We start from the raw sequence: 15,108 nt of genomic DNA, 5'->3' as shown, positions 1-15,108 counted from the left end.
ATTCTACCTATCAGATTGCTAGTTCTCCTAAGTTTTGAACTTTCAGTCCTTCGACTTAGTGCATAAGCTTTTCACTTATGAACGTGTCGCACGGTTATCATTACCATAACCTTCCATTAAGTTAATAACTCCCCATGCTCCTAAACCTGCACCAATTGCAGTTACAAGTGTCTTTAAAACTCCAACTCCAGCTGTAAAAAATTCCATATTATTCCTCCTCGTTTTCTTTCTCTTATTTTCTATTTTGTTTAGTGATTTAACTATAAAATTCTTGTAGACCTTATCTCCTTTTTTGTTTTCTTTGAAATATCCAAAGACATGGATCAGATCCCCTTTTTCAAATTCTTTTACAATTTCTACCTTTTCTCCATATACTGAGCAATTTGTATATTCTTTGCCCTTTCCATATTTTTTTACAAGAGCAAAATTTGCTACTTGAACATTTTCTCCATCTTTTTCAAATTCTGAAAATTCAGCTTCCTTAACTAAATTTGCATTAATATTTATCATTTCTCTATCCATTAATTTCTTCTCCTTAATCTAAAAATTTCAATTAAAAAAGCGACTGAACTTATATTTCAATCGCTAAATGTCTTATATATTAAATTGTTTTAAGTGGGACTTCTTATCCTTACCATCTTAACCTCCTGATTTTGAGTATAAAAAAGACGATAGAGTTTTTAATTTCTATCGCCTATCAACACTTTATTTCTATTCTTCTAAAATCGATACTTCAAGGTCTATCGCTTTAAATGTAACAGTTATTCCTACTTCTTCTTTTACTGTTTTTTCAAATAGCTCAGCTATATCATATGGGGACATATCATATATATCTTCATACCATTCATTACTTTCATCGTACATTGTCTCACATATTGCTTCAATATAATTTTTCTTATCCCTTGTGAGTTCTGTATCACTTTCTAAAATAAACTGCTCACCATTTATATTTAATATAATTAAAGATGATTTTCTATTTTCGCACATTTTGCTTTCTCCATAAACTCAAATGTTTAACCTATTTATCTTATAACTTGATTTTAACTTTACCTTATCTCTATTTGTTAGATACTCTTCAACATCAAACAAGTTTTTCTTATCATAATCTTCTAATAACTTATAATTCTTATGCTTTGTAATATCAAATTTATCAGATAAGAAAGGTCTTACTCCTCTTAGTTGGTATATACACTTACCACCATCCATTACAGTTATTTCATCTTGGCTCATAAGTTCCTTACCAGTTTTTTGGTAATTTAGACCAAAAGATTTTTGGTTGGATCTTGTTTCTGATGTGTTATATAGGTCTATGGTTTCTTTTCCTAAGGTTTCTGATAATTCTTTTACTGTTGTTTTTTCTTTTCCTCCTAGAAAGAGTGTAGAGTCACAGTTACCAACTATTGTATCTGCATGGTCTTTATAAATTGCTTTTAATTGAGATTGTGCTTGCAGTATTATACTTGCTGATATTTCTCTTGAACGAATTGTCGCTATTAATTTTTCAAATTTAGGAATTAAGCCTATATTTGCAAACTCATCAAGTAGACATCTTACATGAACTGGAAGTCTTCCACCATACACATCATCTGCCTTATCACATAGTAGGTTAAATAATTGAGAATACATTATTGAAACTACAAAGTTAAAAGTATCGTCAGTATCTGATATTATTACGAATAGAGCAGTTTTCCTATCTCCAATTTTATCGAGTTCTAATTCATCTTCGCTCATTAGTTCTCTAAGCTCTCTTATATCAAAAGGTGCAAGTCTTGCTCCACAAGATATTAGAATTGACTTAGCAGTTTTTCCTGCTGCCAGCTTATATTTCTTATATTGCTTAACTGCAAAATGACTTGGGTCTTTCTTTTCAAGAGCTTCAAAAAGCCTATCAATTGGGTTCATATAGGTTTCGTCATCTTCTCTAACCTCACTTGCGTCAATCATATCCAAAAGTGTCTTAAAGTTCTTTTCTTCTTCTGGTGCTTCATAATAGATATAACCGATGAGGGCAGTGTAATATAACTTTTCAGCCTTTACCCAGAAATCTTCTCCTGCCTTTTCTCCATCTCCCTTGGTGTTAGCAATTATAGTTTGGACAAGCTTTAAAATATCTTTTTCACTTCTCAAATAAGCAAATGGATTGTATTTCATAGATTTTTTAAAGTTTATTGTGTTTAATATCTTTATGTCATATCCATTTTCATAAAGCATTTTCCCACACTCTAACACAAGCGTGCCTTTAGGGTCTGTTACTACATAGGAAGAGTGCATTTGCATTAGATTTGGCTTTACATAAAATCTTGTTTTACCTGATCCAGAACCACCTATTACTAATACATTTTTATTTCTAGCATATTTAGGGTTTTTAGGTCTTGAGTTCATTGTTAGTCTTTCGGTATTAGTTATAAGAACATTGTTTTCAAACTTAGGGTCAATGTATGGAGCAATATCCTTACTTTCTCCCCATCTTGCAGATCCATATTCCTTGCCTTGCCTATATTTCTTTTTGTTTTTACCTTTGCTATATACTATTAGCTTAACAATGGCAGCAACTGAAATACCTACTAATAAGTCCCTTGGATTAAGGCTTGGTATATAAGATAAAGTTCCTATGTCAGAAATTCCCACCATTATTCTATCAATAATATCTCCTCCTACATAAGAATTGATGTGCTTAGAAAAAATATTTCCAATGTAGAAAAAGGATAAATAGGGAATGTTTGATAATATAAATTTCTTTGGGTTGTCTATTTTAATTAAGTTTTTAATATCAGAAAGAATGGCTTCTAATACCTTATTCATCGTAGAAACCTTCGCTATCTAATAAAATTAGTAGGTAGTGTCTTCCTTTTGGTGTTATAAATGTTTGTATGCCTACAAGTGTACCTAGTGGATCAACCCATTCTTTTACTTCAAAATATCCCTTGTTCTTATCTGCATAAGGTAAGAGTTTCTTTTTCTTATCTCTATAAATTAATCCCTTATCCATTAAAAAACTTATAAACTGATTTTGTGGTATTCCTAACTCCTTGGCAGTATTTCTAAAGTTTGTAAGTAGGTTATAATCTACTAATTTGTCATAATAATCTGCTTTTGGTCTTAATTCTTCAATCTCTTCTTCTCTTTCGGCAATAATTCTATTGGCTACCAGAATTGCATCTGCAAGTAGATCTTCATTAGTTTTCTTTTCTTGCCCTAATATATATCCTCCATTCTTTCTAATACTTGGTAAGACTTCTCTAGTTACCCAAGCTTTGAATATTTTTGCTTGTGGTAGTTTTGATGAGAGGATAAGTGAATACAATCCTGATTCGTTAATTATTGAAATATTCTGTATTCCTCCAGGGGTGTTCCATTTCGTTACACCCTTATCTTCTTCATCTACATGGTCATAAACAGCTTTTCTTGGATTGACATATCCTAGCATAGTTGCTACTTCATTTGCTATAAAGAAAAACTCACCGTCTTTTTCTATAACAGTGAGTTTCCCAAAATTCTTATTTTCAAATGTTTTTAAATTACTTATCATAAGCTTTGCTCCTTATGTTTATTTTTAACTTTATCTTTACTAATGTTGTCCTTAGCCATATCTTTAAACTTATTTATAGTCTTCGTTATTGAATCTTTTCTATCGGCTTTTCTTTCAGAAGTCTTAACTGCTTTTTTAAAGGCATGTTCCATTACTTTTATATCCTTAGATTGAAAAAACACAGAGTGGTTACCAGTTTCCTTATCTTTCATAACAGAAAACTTCACTCCGTGTTTATTTAAAATTTTCTTTAGTTCTTTTAACTCAGAATCCTTTAGATTAATTTCTTCTAACTGTCCCTTTTTAACCATATCCTTTAGCTTTACTTCTTCTCCATTATTTTTTATTACATTTTTCAAGCCTCCTTGTTCTTCTATTTGCTTGTGTACTTTCTTTAAGGCATCAAGAATTGTTTTACTTGTTGCTTTTGCAAGCCTTACTTCAAGATTAAGACTCGACCTAGATACTTCTTCATTAATCATCTATTCCACCTCCATATAAAAGTAACTCTTTGTATTTTCTTAACTTCTCTTGATGGATTTTTCTTCTAAAATCTTCTCCCGTAACTTTAACTGGTATTGTCATTTCAAGTATTCTTGAATATATTCTCTGATACTCAAGGTCAATGTTTGGATTTTGAATAATTTCCAATGATAAGTTTGTAGTAAAAATTGTCGGCCTACCCTTTAAGTATCTTGAGTTTATAATGTTATATACTTGTTCTCTTGCATAAGATGTATCCCTTTCAATTCCAAGATCATCTAATATTAACAAAGGAATATTAGATAGCTTATTTATAATTTCATTTGAATCTAGCTTAAATGCAGATTTTTGTATTTGATTTATAACCTGAGATAAATTCATAATCTTAACTTTAACTTGTTCTCTTTCAATTAATTCATTTGCAATAGAACAAGCAAGATAAGTCTTTCCACTGCCAACATCTCCATAAAATAAAAGTCCAACATTGTCTTCCTTCATTTGCTCAAAATTTTTAGCATAATTATAGGCAACCTTGTAAGATTGACCTTCTTCATTTAAGAATCTCTCAAAAGTATATTGGTGTTGGTTTGGCGATGAAAAACAATCTCTTTTTAGCGATGATATTCTCGTTAATATTTCTCTTTCTTCATTTTCCTTATCTCTTTTTATTTCACATTCACATTTAATTCTTGGAATAAACTTTGTAAATCCAATGTCAAGTAATTCTCCATCGACTCTTTTACCACATTCCTTACAATAAATATGTCCATTCCTTTCAATATCATTTTCTCTTAATACAAAATCTTTTAAGCTTATCATAAACTCTCTCCTATATCGTAATTCATTTTTCTTGTTGATTTGTCATTAATATTTTTTGCCTGATCATTAAGATACCAATTGATTATCGTTGCCTTGTGATCTTGATAAACTCTGTTATTTGCTTTCATGTAAGATGATAATCTATCAATGTACTCACTAATTCTGCTTCCTAACTCATTTGTTAAGTCCTTGTATTCTTCATCAGTCAAAAATATATTTTTATATATTCCATAAGGCTTTTGTCCCTTACTAAAATCATTATTTCTTAACTCATTATTACTAATATTGTTATAGTTACCTTCCGATTTTCGAAAATCTTGACTTTCGTTATTCGAATCTCTTGAATTTCGATTATCGAACTTCTGGAATTTTGTTTTTCGAACTTCTTGATTTTTAAATTTCGTATTATTAAATATGCTCATAAAGTCTTTAACATAGATTCTGTTAGGCTTTCCAAGTCCTTGTCTTTTCTTTTCAATCAGTCCTATCCCTGATTTAATATCAAGCTCAGCTATTAATTTATTTGCTTTTTCACTCGCACAATTAAATTGATCTTTTATACTTTCAATTGTGTAGTAAATAAAGACTTTTCCATCTTCATCTATCCAGCCATTTTTATATGAAATACCCATTCGATTAAGCATATATGAATACAAAACTTTAGCTTCAATAGAAATGCTCTCAAAAATCTCATCTTCCATTAATACCATAGGTAACCTAATGAAGTTATACATTTCAGATTGCCTATTATAAAAATAATCAAAATTCATCCCTACCTCCTTTCTTTAAAATAAAAAAGAGCAGCCTTATTTAAGCTACTCTTGTAGAAAGTGTAAAATGGGTTTTCTCTTATTATATTTTCTTTGTGTCTCCTCATACCAGTTGTAAAACTACTCTTACGTCCATGTAGTTTTTTTGGGTCTTTTTGACGTATCCTTCTTCATCTTTATCGAAGACAAAATGCTTATAAAACTGCTTAAAATGCAGGATTTCTAAATTTACATCTTTTGTATCAACGCTATAGTCTCCACATGAGATGTTTTTGGAAACTGGTCTACTATTTCTAATTCTTCTATTTTATATCCTCTTTCTTCAAATACTTGTAGGTCACGAACTAAGGTTACAGGGTTACATGATATATATAGGAACTTTTCTGGGTCAAAGTCTATTATTTTGTCTATTGCTTTTGGATTTATTCCTTCTCTTGGTGGGTCTAGGACTATTAGATCAGGATTTTTATCCAAGTCATCTAAAACTTTTAGAACGTCTGATGCTATGAACTCAACATTGTCGATCCCGTTAAGTTTGGCATTTTCTCTTGCTGCTTCTACTGCTTCTTCTACTATTTCTACACCAATAACTTTTTTTGCTGATTCAGCCAAGACTTGTGTGATTGTTCCTGTTCCTGAATAGAGATCAAAAACCAACTTATCTTTTGCGTCAATTTTTTCTCTCGCCATCTTGTACAAAACTTCTGCGGATCTAGTGTTTGTTTGGAAAAATGAGAAGGGACTTATTTTAAATTTAAGTCCTAGTACTTCTTCTTCAATGTGATCCTTTCCATAAATTAAATTCATTTCTTCTGGAACTATGGCATCTGATAAGGCATCATTTTTTACGTGATAAATTGATACAATTTCTCCTTCAAGATCTAAGTTGAGTAAGAATTTTATAAATGCTTCTCTATCTAGTTCGCTTTGACTAGATGTTGCAAGCAAAATCATAATTTCTCCAGTTTTTGTCGCCTTTCTTATTAAAAGGTGACGCAAAAATCCCTCGTGTCTTTTTCTGTTGTATTGTACTTCTCCAATTTCTTCAAAGTAGTTTCTTATTTCTGCTCTTATTGTATTAAAGTCAGAGTCAACAATATTGCAGTCTGTTGTGTTAATTATCTCATGAAATCTATTTTTTACGTGAAGTCCTAGGGAAAGAGGTCCACCCTTGTACTCGTCGCCAAAGGTATATTCCATTTTATTTCTATAATATTTGTGGACTGGTGATGGAATTATTTCTATTTGTCTTTTAATTCCATTTTCTTCAAATAGTTTTTCTATTAATTCTTTTTTATATTTTATTTCATCGTCGTATTTTAGTGTTTGATAAGTACAGCCGCCACATTTTTCAAAGCGTGGGCAGGGATTTCCTTTTTCTATGACAGATCTTTCTATTATGTTTAAAAGTTTTGCTTTTTTTGACCTTCTGCCTCTTGCTTTTATTTCTACTTTTTGACCTAGGATTCCTCCCTTAAATTCGTATTTTCTATCTTCAAATTTCCCCCTTGATATGTTGGGAAATCTTGATTCATCTATTTTAACTATAATGCTCATTAGCTCACTCCTTTAGGAAAATTATATCAAATTATATGAACCCCCTCAATTTAATAAATTAATAAAATTATGGATAATATTTATATTTTTTATGAGACTTTAATATATATTTTTGTTTTATTTGGTATAATACATTTGATAAGACTTTGTTAGTGGGCAAAAACCCCACAGATTTTTATTGGAGGTATTATAATGAAAAAAACATGGTTGGTATTGCTACTTGCAATGCTAATGACTCTTACTGCTTGTGGCGGCAACAAAAAAGAAGCTACAGCAGATGCAGATGGTAATGTAATTGAGGATTTAAAAATCCAATTTGTTCCTTCTAGGGAACCAGATGAAATTGTAACTAAGACTGAACCACTTAAAGAAATCTTAAAGACTAAGCTTGCTGAAAAAGGATACGATGTTAAAAACATTGATATCACAGTTGGTACAAACTATGAATCAACTGGTGAAGCTCTAAGTGCTGGTTCTGTTGATGTTGGATTTATCCCTGGTGGCACTTATGCAATTTACGATGATGGTGCTGAAGTTCTTTTAACTGCAACAAGAAAGGGACTTTCAATTGAATCTGATGATCCAAAAGAATGGAATGATAAAAAGCCTACAGACAAAGCTGAAGAACAAGTTGATTTCTACAGAGCTTTAATAATTGCTGGACCTACTGAAAAGGGTAAGGAACTTGCTGCAAAAGTAAATAATGGAGAAGAATTAACTTGGGAAGATCTTTCAAGTGCTAAATGGTCTGTAATGGGATCATCTTCTTCTGCAGGATATATTTACCCATACCTTTGGTTACAAAAGAATTATGAAAAGGGCCTAACTGACCTTCCTTCTGTTGTTCAAGCTGACTCTTATCCATCTTCTATGGCAAGACTTGCTTCTGGTCAAGTTGATATTATGGTTGGTTTTGCTGATGTGAGAATGGACAATGCAGAAAAATGGCAAAATGAATTCGGAAAAACTGCTTCAATCTGGGACGAAACAAATGTAATTGGTGTTACTGATAAAATTTACAATGACACAATTTCAGTATCTAAGAACTCAGAAATTATGACTGACGAATTCAAAAAAGCTCTTCAAGATTCCTTCATCGAAATCGGTGAAAGTGAAGAAGGAAAAGATATCATCGCAATCTACAGCCACGAAGGTTACAAGGCTGCTGAAGATAAAAACTACGATGGCGAAAGAGAAGCACAAAAACTATTAAAAGAACTTAAAAATTAAGAAAGAGCTTCAGTAGAAGCTCTTTTTTATGAGGAGAATTATGATTGAATTTAAGAATGTAGATAAAGTATATCCTGGTGGATTTAAAGCCCTAAAAGATATTAATTTAACTATTGATGATGGCGAATTTGTTGCCATAATAGGAAGATCTGGTGCCGGCAAATCTACCTTAATTAGAACTATAAATAAGATGCACGACATAAATGCAGGGACTCTCACAGTTGATGGTGTTGATGTAAAAAGTTTAAAGGGAAAAGACCTTAGAAAATTTAGGAGAAATATTGGTATGATATTCCAATCTTTTAACCTAGTAGAAAGAATTTCTGTCATAAAAAATGTTATGTCATCCTTTGTCCCTGATTTAAACCCAATCCAATCACTTTTTGGAATTTACCCAAGAGAGTGTAAAGTAAAAGCACTTGAAGCTCTTGAACAAGTAGATATTCTTGACAAAGCTTTTGAAAGAGCTGACAACTTATCTGGTGGACAACAACAAAGAGTTGCCCTTGCAAGGACACTTGTCCAAAACCCAAGTATTATTCTTGCTGACGAACCAGTTGCCAGTCTTGACCCAGTTACTGCAAGACAAGTCATGGATTATTTTAAAAAGATTAACGAAAATCTTGGAATAACAATTCTTTTAAATATCCACCACGTTGAACTTGCCCTTGAATATGCGACAATGGTCCTTGGTGTTCGTGATGGAGAAGTAATTTATTACGGTCCTGCCAAAGATGTAGATGATTCCGTTTTAAAATCTATTTATGGAGATTCCTTTGAAGAAATAAAAATGGAGGAAATATGAGCCTCTACTACAAAATTTTCAAACCCAAAAAACATATTCTAAAGTCTGGAAAAGAAGTTTATGAGTATCCAACTTTGACAATTCCTGTTCTCATTCTCTTGCTTCTTTTTACCATTCTTTCTGTAAGAGTAACAAATTTTTCACTGGCAACACTTGCTAAAAATATTCACAAGCTCTTTGCCATTTTATCTCCAATGTTTAAGCCGAACTTTTCCTACTTTCCTTCAGTTGTAGGACCACTTTTGGACACAATAAAAATGTCCTTTTTAGGATCTTTTTTGGGAGCAGTTTTGGCTATGCCTTTTGCTTTCTTGGCTTCAAACAACATGGTGAAAAACAAGGTCATAAATTGGATAGTTAAATTATTATTCTCTATTCTTCGTACCATTCCAACTCTTGTATCTGCACTTATAGCAACATATATTTTTGGACTTGGTGCCTTTGCAGGTACAGTTGCCATATTTTTATTTTCCTTCTCTTATGTTGGAAAACTAACTTATGAACAAATAGAGACAGTTAATATGGGAGCCTTTGAAGCTATGATATCAATGGGCTTTACTAGGGTAATGGCATTTTTTAAATCTATTGTGCCAGAAATTTTACCCTTCTATTTATCAACTGCCCTTTATAACTTTGAAGGTAACGTGAGATACGCTGCCATCCTTGGTTATGTTGGAGCCGGTGGCTTAGGACTTCTTATTAACGAAAACATTAACTGGAGAGACTACAACCGTGTAGGAATGATTCTTTTGACGCTACTTATAACAGTGTTCATCATAGAAAATATCAGCTCCTACTTTAGAAGAAAGTTGAATTAATATGTCAGAAAAAGTAATACAAAAATTAAAACAAGAACCAAAAAATCGTGGCTATATAATAATGATTGTGGCTATAGTCCTTTTTATGATAATTTGGTCATCTTCTGTAATAAATTTTGAATCCGCAACAAAAGATGGAACAGAAGTTGCAAAAAATATTATAAAAGGAATTTTTAATCCAAAAAAAGAAATGCTATTTAACCTAACAACAAAAGGTGTCCCTTACCTATTACTTGAAACTATGTGTATAGCTTTCTTGGGTACACTTGTTGGCGCAATAATTGCCATGCCACTTAGCTTTTTAGCATCATCAAATATTGTTGCAGCTCCAATTGCATATCTAGTAAGACTTCTTATTATTCTAATAAGAACAATACCATCAATAGTTTACGGTCTTATGTTTATAAGAGTAACAGGACCAGGTCCCTTTGCAGGACTTATGACCATGTCTTTCACATCAATTGGCATGCTTACAAAATTATTTTCAGACAACATTATGAATTTAAACAAGGCAATACTCGAGTCTTTTTCATCAATTGGTGCAACAACTTTCCAAAAAATTCGCTTTGGAATAATTCCACAACTCTTTGCCAACTTTGCATCAACAACAATTTATCGTTTTGACATAAATTTAAGAGATGCTGCAGTCCTTGGACTAGTTGGAGCTGGTGGAATTGGTTCACCACTTATGTTTGCCATAAACTCTTACAAATGGCAAGAAGTTGGAGCAATACTCTTGGGACTTATTATCCTAGTTTTATTTATAGAATATTTCTCAACAAAAATTAGAGCAAGATTAGTAGGTGAAAAATGAAATTAAAAATAATTCACACCTCAGACTTGCATGGATATTTTTTCCCAACAGATTATCTAGATAGAAAGATTAAAGAAACAGCTTACCTTTCACTCCTAAACAATATAGAAAAAGATGAACATGTAATTTTGACAGACGGAGGCGACATTCTCCAAGGTTCATCCTTTGACTACTTTGTAAAAGAAAACCTAAACTCAGATATAATAGCAGACATCATGCAAAATGTAGACTATTATACCCTGGGCAATCACGATTTTAACTACGGCTACGAATACCTAAAAACTTATATCGAAAACATGAAGGGAAAACTTGTTTGTGCCAATGTAAAAGACAAACTAGGCAAAATAAAAATTGACCCTTATGCAATAAAAGAAATTGACGGCTATAAAATCGGATTTGCAGGAATAGTCACAGACTGGGTGAATCTCTGGGAAAGAGAAGAAAACATAAAAAACTTTGAAATAAGAGATGCCTTTGAAGAAGCAAAAAAAGTTCTAGAAGAATTAAAAAGAGAAAAAACAGACTTAAACATTTTAATATATCACGGCGGTTATGAAATTGACCTTGAAAGTGGAGAAAAACTAACAGATACAACAGAAAATATTGGTGGAAAAATTGCAAAAGAATTGGACTTTGACATAATCTTAGCTGGTCACCAACACATGGAGCTTGCAGGAAAAATAAATAATACTCTTGCCATAGAAACACCAGCAAACGGTGCTAAAGCAGCCCTTGTTGAAGTTGATTTTGACACAAAAGAAATAAATTCTTCTTTTATAGAAGCTAAACTTGGAGAAAATCCTCTAATAAAAAAATATAAAAACATAGAAAAAAAAGTTCAGGACTATTTAGACCTTCCAATAGCAAAACTCAGCCGTGACTACATGCCAGAAGATAGAATTAAAATGGCACTTAAAGGATCAGACTTGTCAGACCTAATAAATAAAATCCAATTGGAATACACCGGTGCAGACATTTCCATAACATCCTTTGCCAATGTAATATCAGGCTTAAAGAAAAACTTGACCACAAGAGATGTCCTAAACACATATAGATTTCCTAACACAACAGTAGTACTTGAAATCGACGGCAAAACACTAAGAGATGCCCTAGAACAAAACTTTTCATATATCGAATACGATGGAAGTTACAAAGTATCAAAGAAGTTTTTAGAACCAAAAGAAGAACACTACAACTTTGACTTTTTCTATGGAATTGACTATGAAAAAGACCTCACAAAAGAAGTGGGAAAAAGAATAGGCAAAATCTTTTTTAAAGGAAAAGAAATAAAAGATAGCGATAAATTTTCCCTTGTCATGAATAACTACAGAGCAACAGGTGCCGGCGGTTTCAATATGTATAAGGACTTAAAAGTCCTAAAAAATTACGATAAAGAAGTAACAGAAATACTTTTAAATTACTTTAGAAATCTATAAAACAAAAAGAGCTTAAAGGCTCTTTTTTTATTGGATATTTACTTATACCAGTTTAGAAAAATTATTTAAAAAAAGGCAAAAAAATAAGACAGTTTCCTGTCTTATTCGTAAAGATTTCTGCCACCAAATTTAATTTTGCTATTATTTAGCGCTTTCTTTTGTGGATAGTTGTAATTAGAAATCATCGACCTAAAAAGCGTAGCAGCTTCAGATCTCCTAATTGATCTTGTAGGATAAAAGTTACCGTCAGAATAACCCCTCAAAATGCCTGTGTCCACAAGGGCACCTACATATCCTCTTGCCGAAGGGCTTATCATTGCCCTGTCGCCAAACTCATTTGTAGAACCTTCTTTCGGTGATAGCGAATATACATATCCAAGAATTTCTGCAACTTCTTCTCTTGTAATTTCCCTATTTGGATTTAACCTACCAGTTGTTGGTTTAATGTAACCTGCCTTTATGCCCTTAGCTACATCACTATAAAACCAATCAGATGTACTTACATCAGAAAAAGTGACAGTATAAGTTTTGTCATAGCCAGCTAAACTATTTATAGTGGCATAAAACTCTACTCTTGACATGTTTTCATTCGGTTTGAAAGTCCCATCTTGGTAACCAGACATAATTCTCTTATCTGTTATAAAATCTACAGAAGACTCAGCCCAGTGACCTCTTGTGTCTCTAAAAGTTTTCGCAGATACAGTGCTTGTCAAAATCAATGCTGAGGAGATAATGATCAATGAAGTCTTTTTAAAAATCTTCATCTTTATCACCTTCATTCTTATTATATATCATTTATTATCATTTAACAGACTTTCTATTTTAAGTTTCTGTTACAAAGAATTTTTCCCTGTAATACTCCTGCAACATTCGTTCGACTTATAATTTATCTTTGCAATATCTCTTCTCAAAATAATTTATATTTATTAGTAATTAAATAAACATTAAAAAATTTGCAAATAAAAAGAGAACAGATTATGTACATTTATAACTGTTCTCTAAGGGAAGAAAAAAGATGATGAAGTTTTCACTTCATGTATATTGTACGTTAGATATTTTATTTTGTCAATGCTTTTATGAAAATATTTTCAGAATATTTTATTTTTAGAATTATGGCTATTCTATCTGAATATATCTTGCTTTTGTTTTTATGTTAAAATAATTATGAATATCTTTTCACAGATTACACTCTTTGTTTTTTTATGTTAAAATGTATTAGAGGTGATATTTTGTTAAAGGATATAATTTTAAAAAGACGAAGTGTTAGAAAATATAAAGATAAAGAAGTTGATAGAGAAAAGTTAGAAGAACTTTTAATGTACGCATCTATGGGACCAAGTAACGGAAATTCTCACCCAGTTGAATTTATTGTAGTTGATGATAAAGAAAGAATCGAAGAATTATCCAATATGGATTCTTTTGCCACTCTTTATCTAAAAGACGCTCCAGTAATTGTAATAGTTATTGCAAACACAGATATTTGCAAAACTTGGGTTGAAGAAGCATCACTAACTGCTGCTTATTTGCAACTTCTTTTAGAAGAAGAAGGGCTATCATCTTCTTGGATCAATGTTAAAGAAGGAAACACAGCAGGAAAAATTTCTTACGAAGAATATTTTGCCGAAAACTTTGGAGTAAAAAAACCATACAAAGCACAATGCCTAATTCCTATTGGTTATAAGAAGTCAGGAACAAAGGACCACGAAGAATTTGATATATCTTCAAAAGTTCACTATAACGAATTTTAATTTAAGCTGAAAGAAAATCCGATTAATTTCGGATTTTTTATTTTTATTAAAACTAAAAAAAGATCCACCTAAAAAAGGTGAATCTACACATTTTATTTAAATAAACTTACTATAAAATCTATTAATTTATCCAAGAAACTCTTTGTATTTTCTACTGCTTTTTCTCCTTCAGGAGAATTTAAAAATTTTGAAGCCTTATCCTTGTACTTGACGGCAGTATCTGCAAGTCTATTCCAATCCACATCAGCATTTTTCATATTGTTAAAAAGACTAACTAACTTATCTTCTTGGTTCTTTGTCAAATTAATATTGTAATTATTTGTCACATTTTCAATTATAAGCCTTACTTCATTTTCATCTTTTGGCATATTTTTCGCCATGGCATCTTTGATTTCATATATGATGTCATTTGTTTTTTCATCGCCAAGTTCTTCAGAAAGTTTTGTTTGTACTACTAATTCTTCATTGGCAACTTTCTTTAAATCTTCTGGCAATTCTTTTCCAGTATTTTCTTCATAGGCTTTTAAAATTCCCGTCAAAGCTGCTGTACCACTTACCTTTCCAGGTGCAGTTACATAAATTTCTGCATCTTCGACACCAACAGTGTTAAGAGCGTTTATAAAAGCATCTTCTTTTACAACTCTTATATTGTCAGATAATTCAACAGTGAGTCCACTGCCAGCTTTTTGATATCTGACAATAGCTGAAGAAATTGCCTTGTTTCCAATTTCTTTTGAAGTCAAAACATCTCCAAGATACTTATATTCTTCTGCATTTGTAACTTCTATTATTTTTGCATCATCAGATACATTCATTTCACGAAGCATTTCATTCTTTTGATTTTCTTTTAAATCTCTACCAAGAGTTACAATTTCATCGCCTTCCTTAGCAAAAACAAAGCTAGGAAGTAGGGCAAGAGAAAGTCCCAGCACAATAAATTTATTTCTTATCTTCATAACATCCTCCATTTTTTTATTATCATAACAATTATATATGAATAATACTTAAAAAGTATGTGAAATTTATCTGTCACTTATTAAGAATTTCTTAAAATTTTGTTTTTTATTCTTTGAGAATTTTTATCTTATAATTCTAAATT

General features: G+C 31.5%; 16 protein-coding genes and 1 pseudogene. 6 read left to right on the top strand and 11 right to left on the bottom strand.

Annotation, left to right across the window (positions count from 1 at the left end):
- Window positions 1-75: 75 nt before the first annotated feature.
- The 9 genes and pseudogenes from BN3657_RS03990 to rlmD all read right to left on the bottom strand — a co-directional run bounded on the left by BN3657_RS03990 (window position 76) and on the right by rlmD (window position 7,158).
- Window positions 76-207 carry a Maff2 family mobile element protein gene (locus BN3657_RS03990; RefSeq protein ID WP_000394205.1) on the bottom strand — a complete coding sequence of 44 codons (132 nt, stop codon included), beginning with the start codon at window positions 205-207 and terminating at the stop codon, window positions 76-78.
- 1 nt (window position 208) lies between these two features.
- Window positions 209-522: pseudogene (locus tag BN3657_RS03985) on the bottom strand (single-stranded DNA-binding protein).
- A gap of 189 nt (window positions 523-711) precedes the next feature.
- A complete protein-coding gene (locus tag BN3657_RS03980) occupies window positions 712-987 on the bottom strand; it encodes a hypothetical protein (protein WP_054251341.1) in 276 nt (91 codons plus the stop codon).
- Between the two features lie 18 nt (window positions 988-1,005).
- Window positions 1,006-2,802, bottom strand: a complete 1,797-nt coding sequence (locus tag BN3657_RS03975) for a VirD4-like conjugal transfer protein, CD1115 family (protein WP_062551870.1) — start codon at window positions 2,800-2,802, stop codon at window positions 1,006-1,008.
- Complete coding sequence (locus tag BN3657_RS03970; RefSeq protein ID WP_054251339.1) at window positions 2,795-3,529, bottom strand: BRO family protein; 735 nt, start codon at window positions 3,527-3,529, stop codon at window positions 2,795-2,797. The genes BN3657_RS03975 and BN3657_RS03970 overlap by 8 nt, the downstream gene beginning before the upstream one ends.
- Entirely contained in the window at window positions 3,526-4,011 is a 486-nt protein-coding gene (locus BN3657_RS03965; RefSeq protein WP_054251338.1) for a PcfB family protein, read from the bottom strand. The genes BN3657_RS03970 and BN3657_RS03965 overlap by 4 nt, the downstream gene beginning before the upstream one ends.
- A complete protein-coding gene (locus tag BN3657_RS03960; RefSeq protein WP_054251337.1) occupies window positions 4,004-4,831 on the bottom strand; it encodes an ATP-binding protein in 828 nt (275 codons plus the stop codon). The genes BN3657_RS03965 and BN3657_RS03960 overlap by 8 nt, the downstream gene beginning before the upstream one ends.
- Window positions 4,828-5,601, bottom strand: coding sequence for a replication initiator protein A (locus tag BN3657_RS03955; RefSeq protein ID WP_054251336.1), 774 nt, complete (start codon window positions 5,599-5,601; stop codon window positions 4,828-4,830). The genes BN3657_RS03960 and BN3657_RS03955 overlap by 4 nt, the downstream gene beginning before the upstream one ends.
- A gap of 228 nt (window positions 5,602-5,829) precedes the next feature.
- Window positions 5,830-7,158, bottom strand: coding sequence for a 23S rRNA (uracil(1939)-C(5))-methyltransferase RlmD (gene rlmD, locus BN3657_RS03950; protein WP_062551869.1), 1,329 nt, complete (start codon window positions 7,156-7,158; stop codon window positions 5,830-5,832).
- A gap of 192 nt (window positions 7,159-7,350) precedes the next feature.
- Between rlmD and BN3657_RS03945 the strand changes: the two genes are divergently transcribed.
- The 5 genes from BN3657_RS03945 to BN3657_RS03925 are packed head-to-tail and all read left to right on the top strand — an operon-like array spanning window position 7,351 to window position 12,261.
- Window positions 7,351-8,388 (top strand): phosphate/phosphite/phosphonate ABC transporter substrate-binding protein, encoded by a 1,038-nt coding sequence (locus tag BN3657_RS03945; RefSeq protein WP_062551868.1) that lies wholly within the window; start codon window positions 7,351-7,353, stop codon window positions 8,386-8,388.
- 40 nt (window positions 8,389-8,428) lie between these two features.
- Complete coding sequence (gene phnC, locus BN3657_RS03940) at window positions 8,429-9,193, top strand: phosphonate ABC transporter ATP-binding protein (RefSeq protein WP_062551867.1); 765 nt, start codon at window positions 8,429-8,431, stop codon at window positions 9,191-9,193.
- Complete coding sequence (gene phnE / locus BN3657_RS03935; RefSeq protein WP_062551866.1) at window positions 9,190-10,011, top strand: phosphonate ABC transporter, permease protein PhnE; 822 nt, start codon at window positions 9,190-9,192, stop codon at window positions 10,009-10,011. Before phnC ends, phnE (BN3657_RS03935) begins: the two co-directional genes overlap by 4 nt.
- A gap of 1 nt (window position 10,012) precedes the next feature.
- On the top strand, window positions 10,013-10,825 hold the full coding sequence (gene phnE / locus BN3657_RS03930; RefSeq protein WP_062551865.1) for a phosphonate ABC transporter, permease protein PhnE: 813 nt from the start codon (window positions 10,013-10,015) through the stop codon (window positions 10,823-10,825).
- Complete coding sequence (locus BN3657_RS03925; protein WP_062551864.1) at window positions 10,822-12,261, top strand: bifunctional metallophosphatase/5'-nucleotidase; 1,440 nt, start codon at window positions 10,822-10,824, stop codon at window positions 12,259-12,261. The genes phnE (BN3657_RS03930) and BN3657_RS03925 overlap by 4 nt, the downstream gene beginning before the upstream one ends.
- A 101-nt stretch (window positions 12,262-12,362) precedes the next feature.
- On the opposite strand, the gene BN3657_RS03920 is transcribed toward BN3657_RS03925, so the two are convergent.
- Window positions 12,363-13,025, bottom strand: coding sequence for an S-layer homology domain-containing protein (locus tag BN3657_RS03920; RefSeq protein ID WP_019138945.1), 663 nt, complete (start codon window positions 13,023-13,025; stop codon window positions 12,363-12,365).
- A 465-nt stretch (window positions 13,026-13,490) separates the two neighbouring features.
- On the opposite strand from BN3657_RS03920, the gene BN3657_RS03915 reads away from it, so the two are divergent.
- Window positions 13,491-14,009, top strand: a complete 519-nt coding sequence (locus tag BN3657_RS03915) for a nitroreductase family protein (RefSeq protein ID WP_062551863.1) — start codon at window positions 13,491-13,493, stop codon at window positions 14,007-14,009.
- Between the two features lie 92 nt (window positions 14,010-14,101).
- Here BN3657_RS03915 and BN3657_RS03910 read toward each other — a convergent pair whose 3' ends face one another.
- Window positions 14,102-14,965, bottom strand: a complete 864-nt coding sequence (locus BN3657_RS03910; protein WP_062551862.1) for a DUF1002 domain-containing protein — start codon at window positions 14,963-14,965, stop codon at window positions 14,102-14,104.
- Window positions 14,966-15,108: the final 143 nt, after the last annotated feature.

This window comes from Peptoniphilus phoceensis (assembly GCF_001517665.2).
GTDB lineage: Bacteria > Bacillota > Clostridia > Tissierellales > Peptoniphilaceae > Peptoniphilus_A > Peptoniphilus_A timonensis.
Note: the sequence above shows the minus strand (reverse complement) of the source record. Positions and strands in the feature narration are given on the sequence as shown.

Coding starts and splice junctions, on each gene's coding strand:
- BN3657_RS03975 (WP_062551870.1), bottom strand. CDS start 2,802: ATGAATAAGGTATTAGAAGCCATTCTTTCTGATATTAAAAACTTAATT.
- BN3657_RS03980 (WP_054251341.1), bottom strand. CDS start 987: ATGTGCGAAAATAGAAAATCATCTTTAATTATATTAAATATAAATGGT.
- BN3657_RS03990 (WP_000394205.1), bottom strand. CDS start 207: ATGGAATTTTTTACAGCTGGAGTTGGAGTTTTAAAGACACTTGTAACT.
- phnC (WP_062551867.1), top strand. CDS start 8,429: ATGATTGAATTTAAGAATGTAGATAAAGTATATCCTGGTGGATTTAAA.
- BN3657_RS03955 (WP_054251336.1), bottom strand. CDS start 5,601: ATGAATTTTGATTATTTTTATAATAGGCAATCTGAAATGTATAACTTC.
- BN3657_RS03965 (WP_054251338.1), bottom strand. CDS start 4,011: ATGATTAATGAAGAAGTATCTAGGTCGAGTCTTAATCTTGAAGTAAGG.
- BN3657_RS03920 (WP_019138945.1), bottom strand. CDS start 13,025: ATGAAGATTTTTAAAAAGACTTCATTGATCATTATCTCCTCAGCATTG.
- BN3657_RS03960 (WP_054251337.1), bottom strand. CDS start 4,831: ATGATAAGCTTAAAAGATTTTGTATTAAGAGAAAATGATATTGAAAGG.
- BN3657_RS03945 (WP_062551868.1), top strand. CDS start 7,351: ATGAAAAAAACATGGTTGGTATTGCTACTTGCAATGCTAATGACTCTT.
- phnE (WP_062551865.1), top strand. CDS start 10,013: ATGTCAGAAAAAGTAATACAAAAATTAAAACAAGAACCAAAAAATCGT.
- rlmD (WP_062551869.1), bottom strand. CDS start 7,158: ATGAGCATTATAGTTAAAATAGATGAATCAAGATTTCCCAACATATCA.
- BN3657_RS03910 (WP_062551862.1), bottom strand. CDS start 14,965: ATGAAGATAAGAAATAAATTTATTGTGCTGGGACTTTCTCTTGCCCTA.
- BN3657_RS03970 (WP_054251339.1), bottom strand. CDS start 3,529: ATGATAAGTAATTTAAAAACATTTGAAAATAAGAATTTTGGGAAACTC.
- phnE (WP_062551866.1), top strand. CDS start 9,190: ATGAGCCTCTACTACAAAATTTTCAAACCCAAAAAACATATTCTAAAG.
- BN3657_RS03925 (WP_062551864.1), top strand. CDS start 10,822: ATGAAATTAAAAATAATTCACACCTCAGACTTGCATGGATATTTTTTC.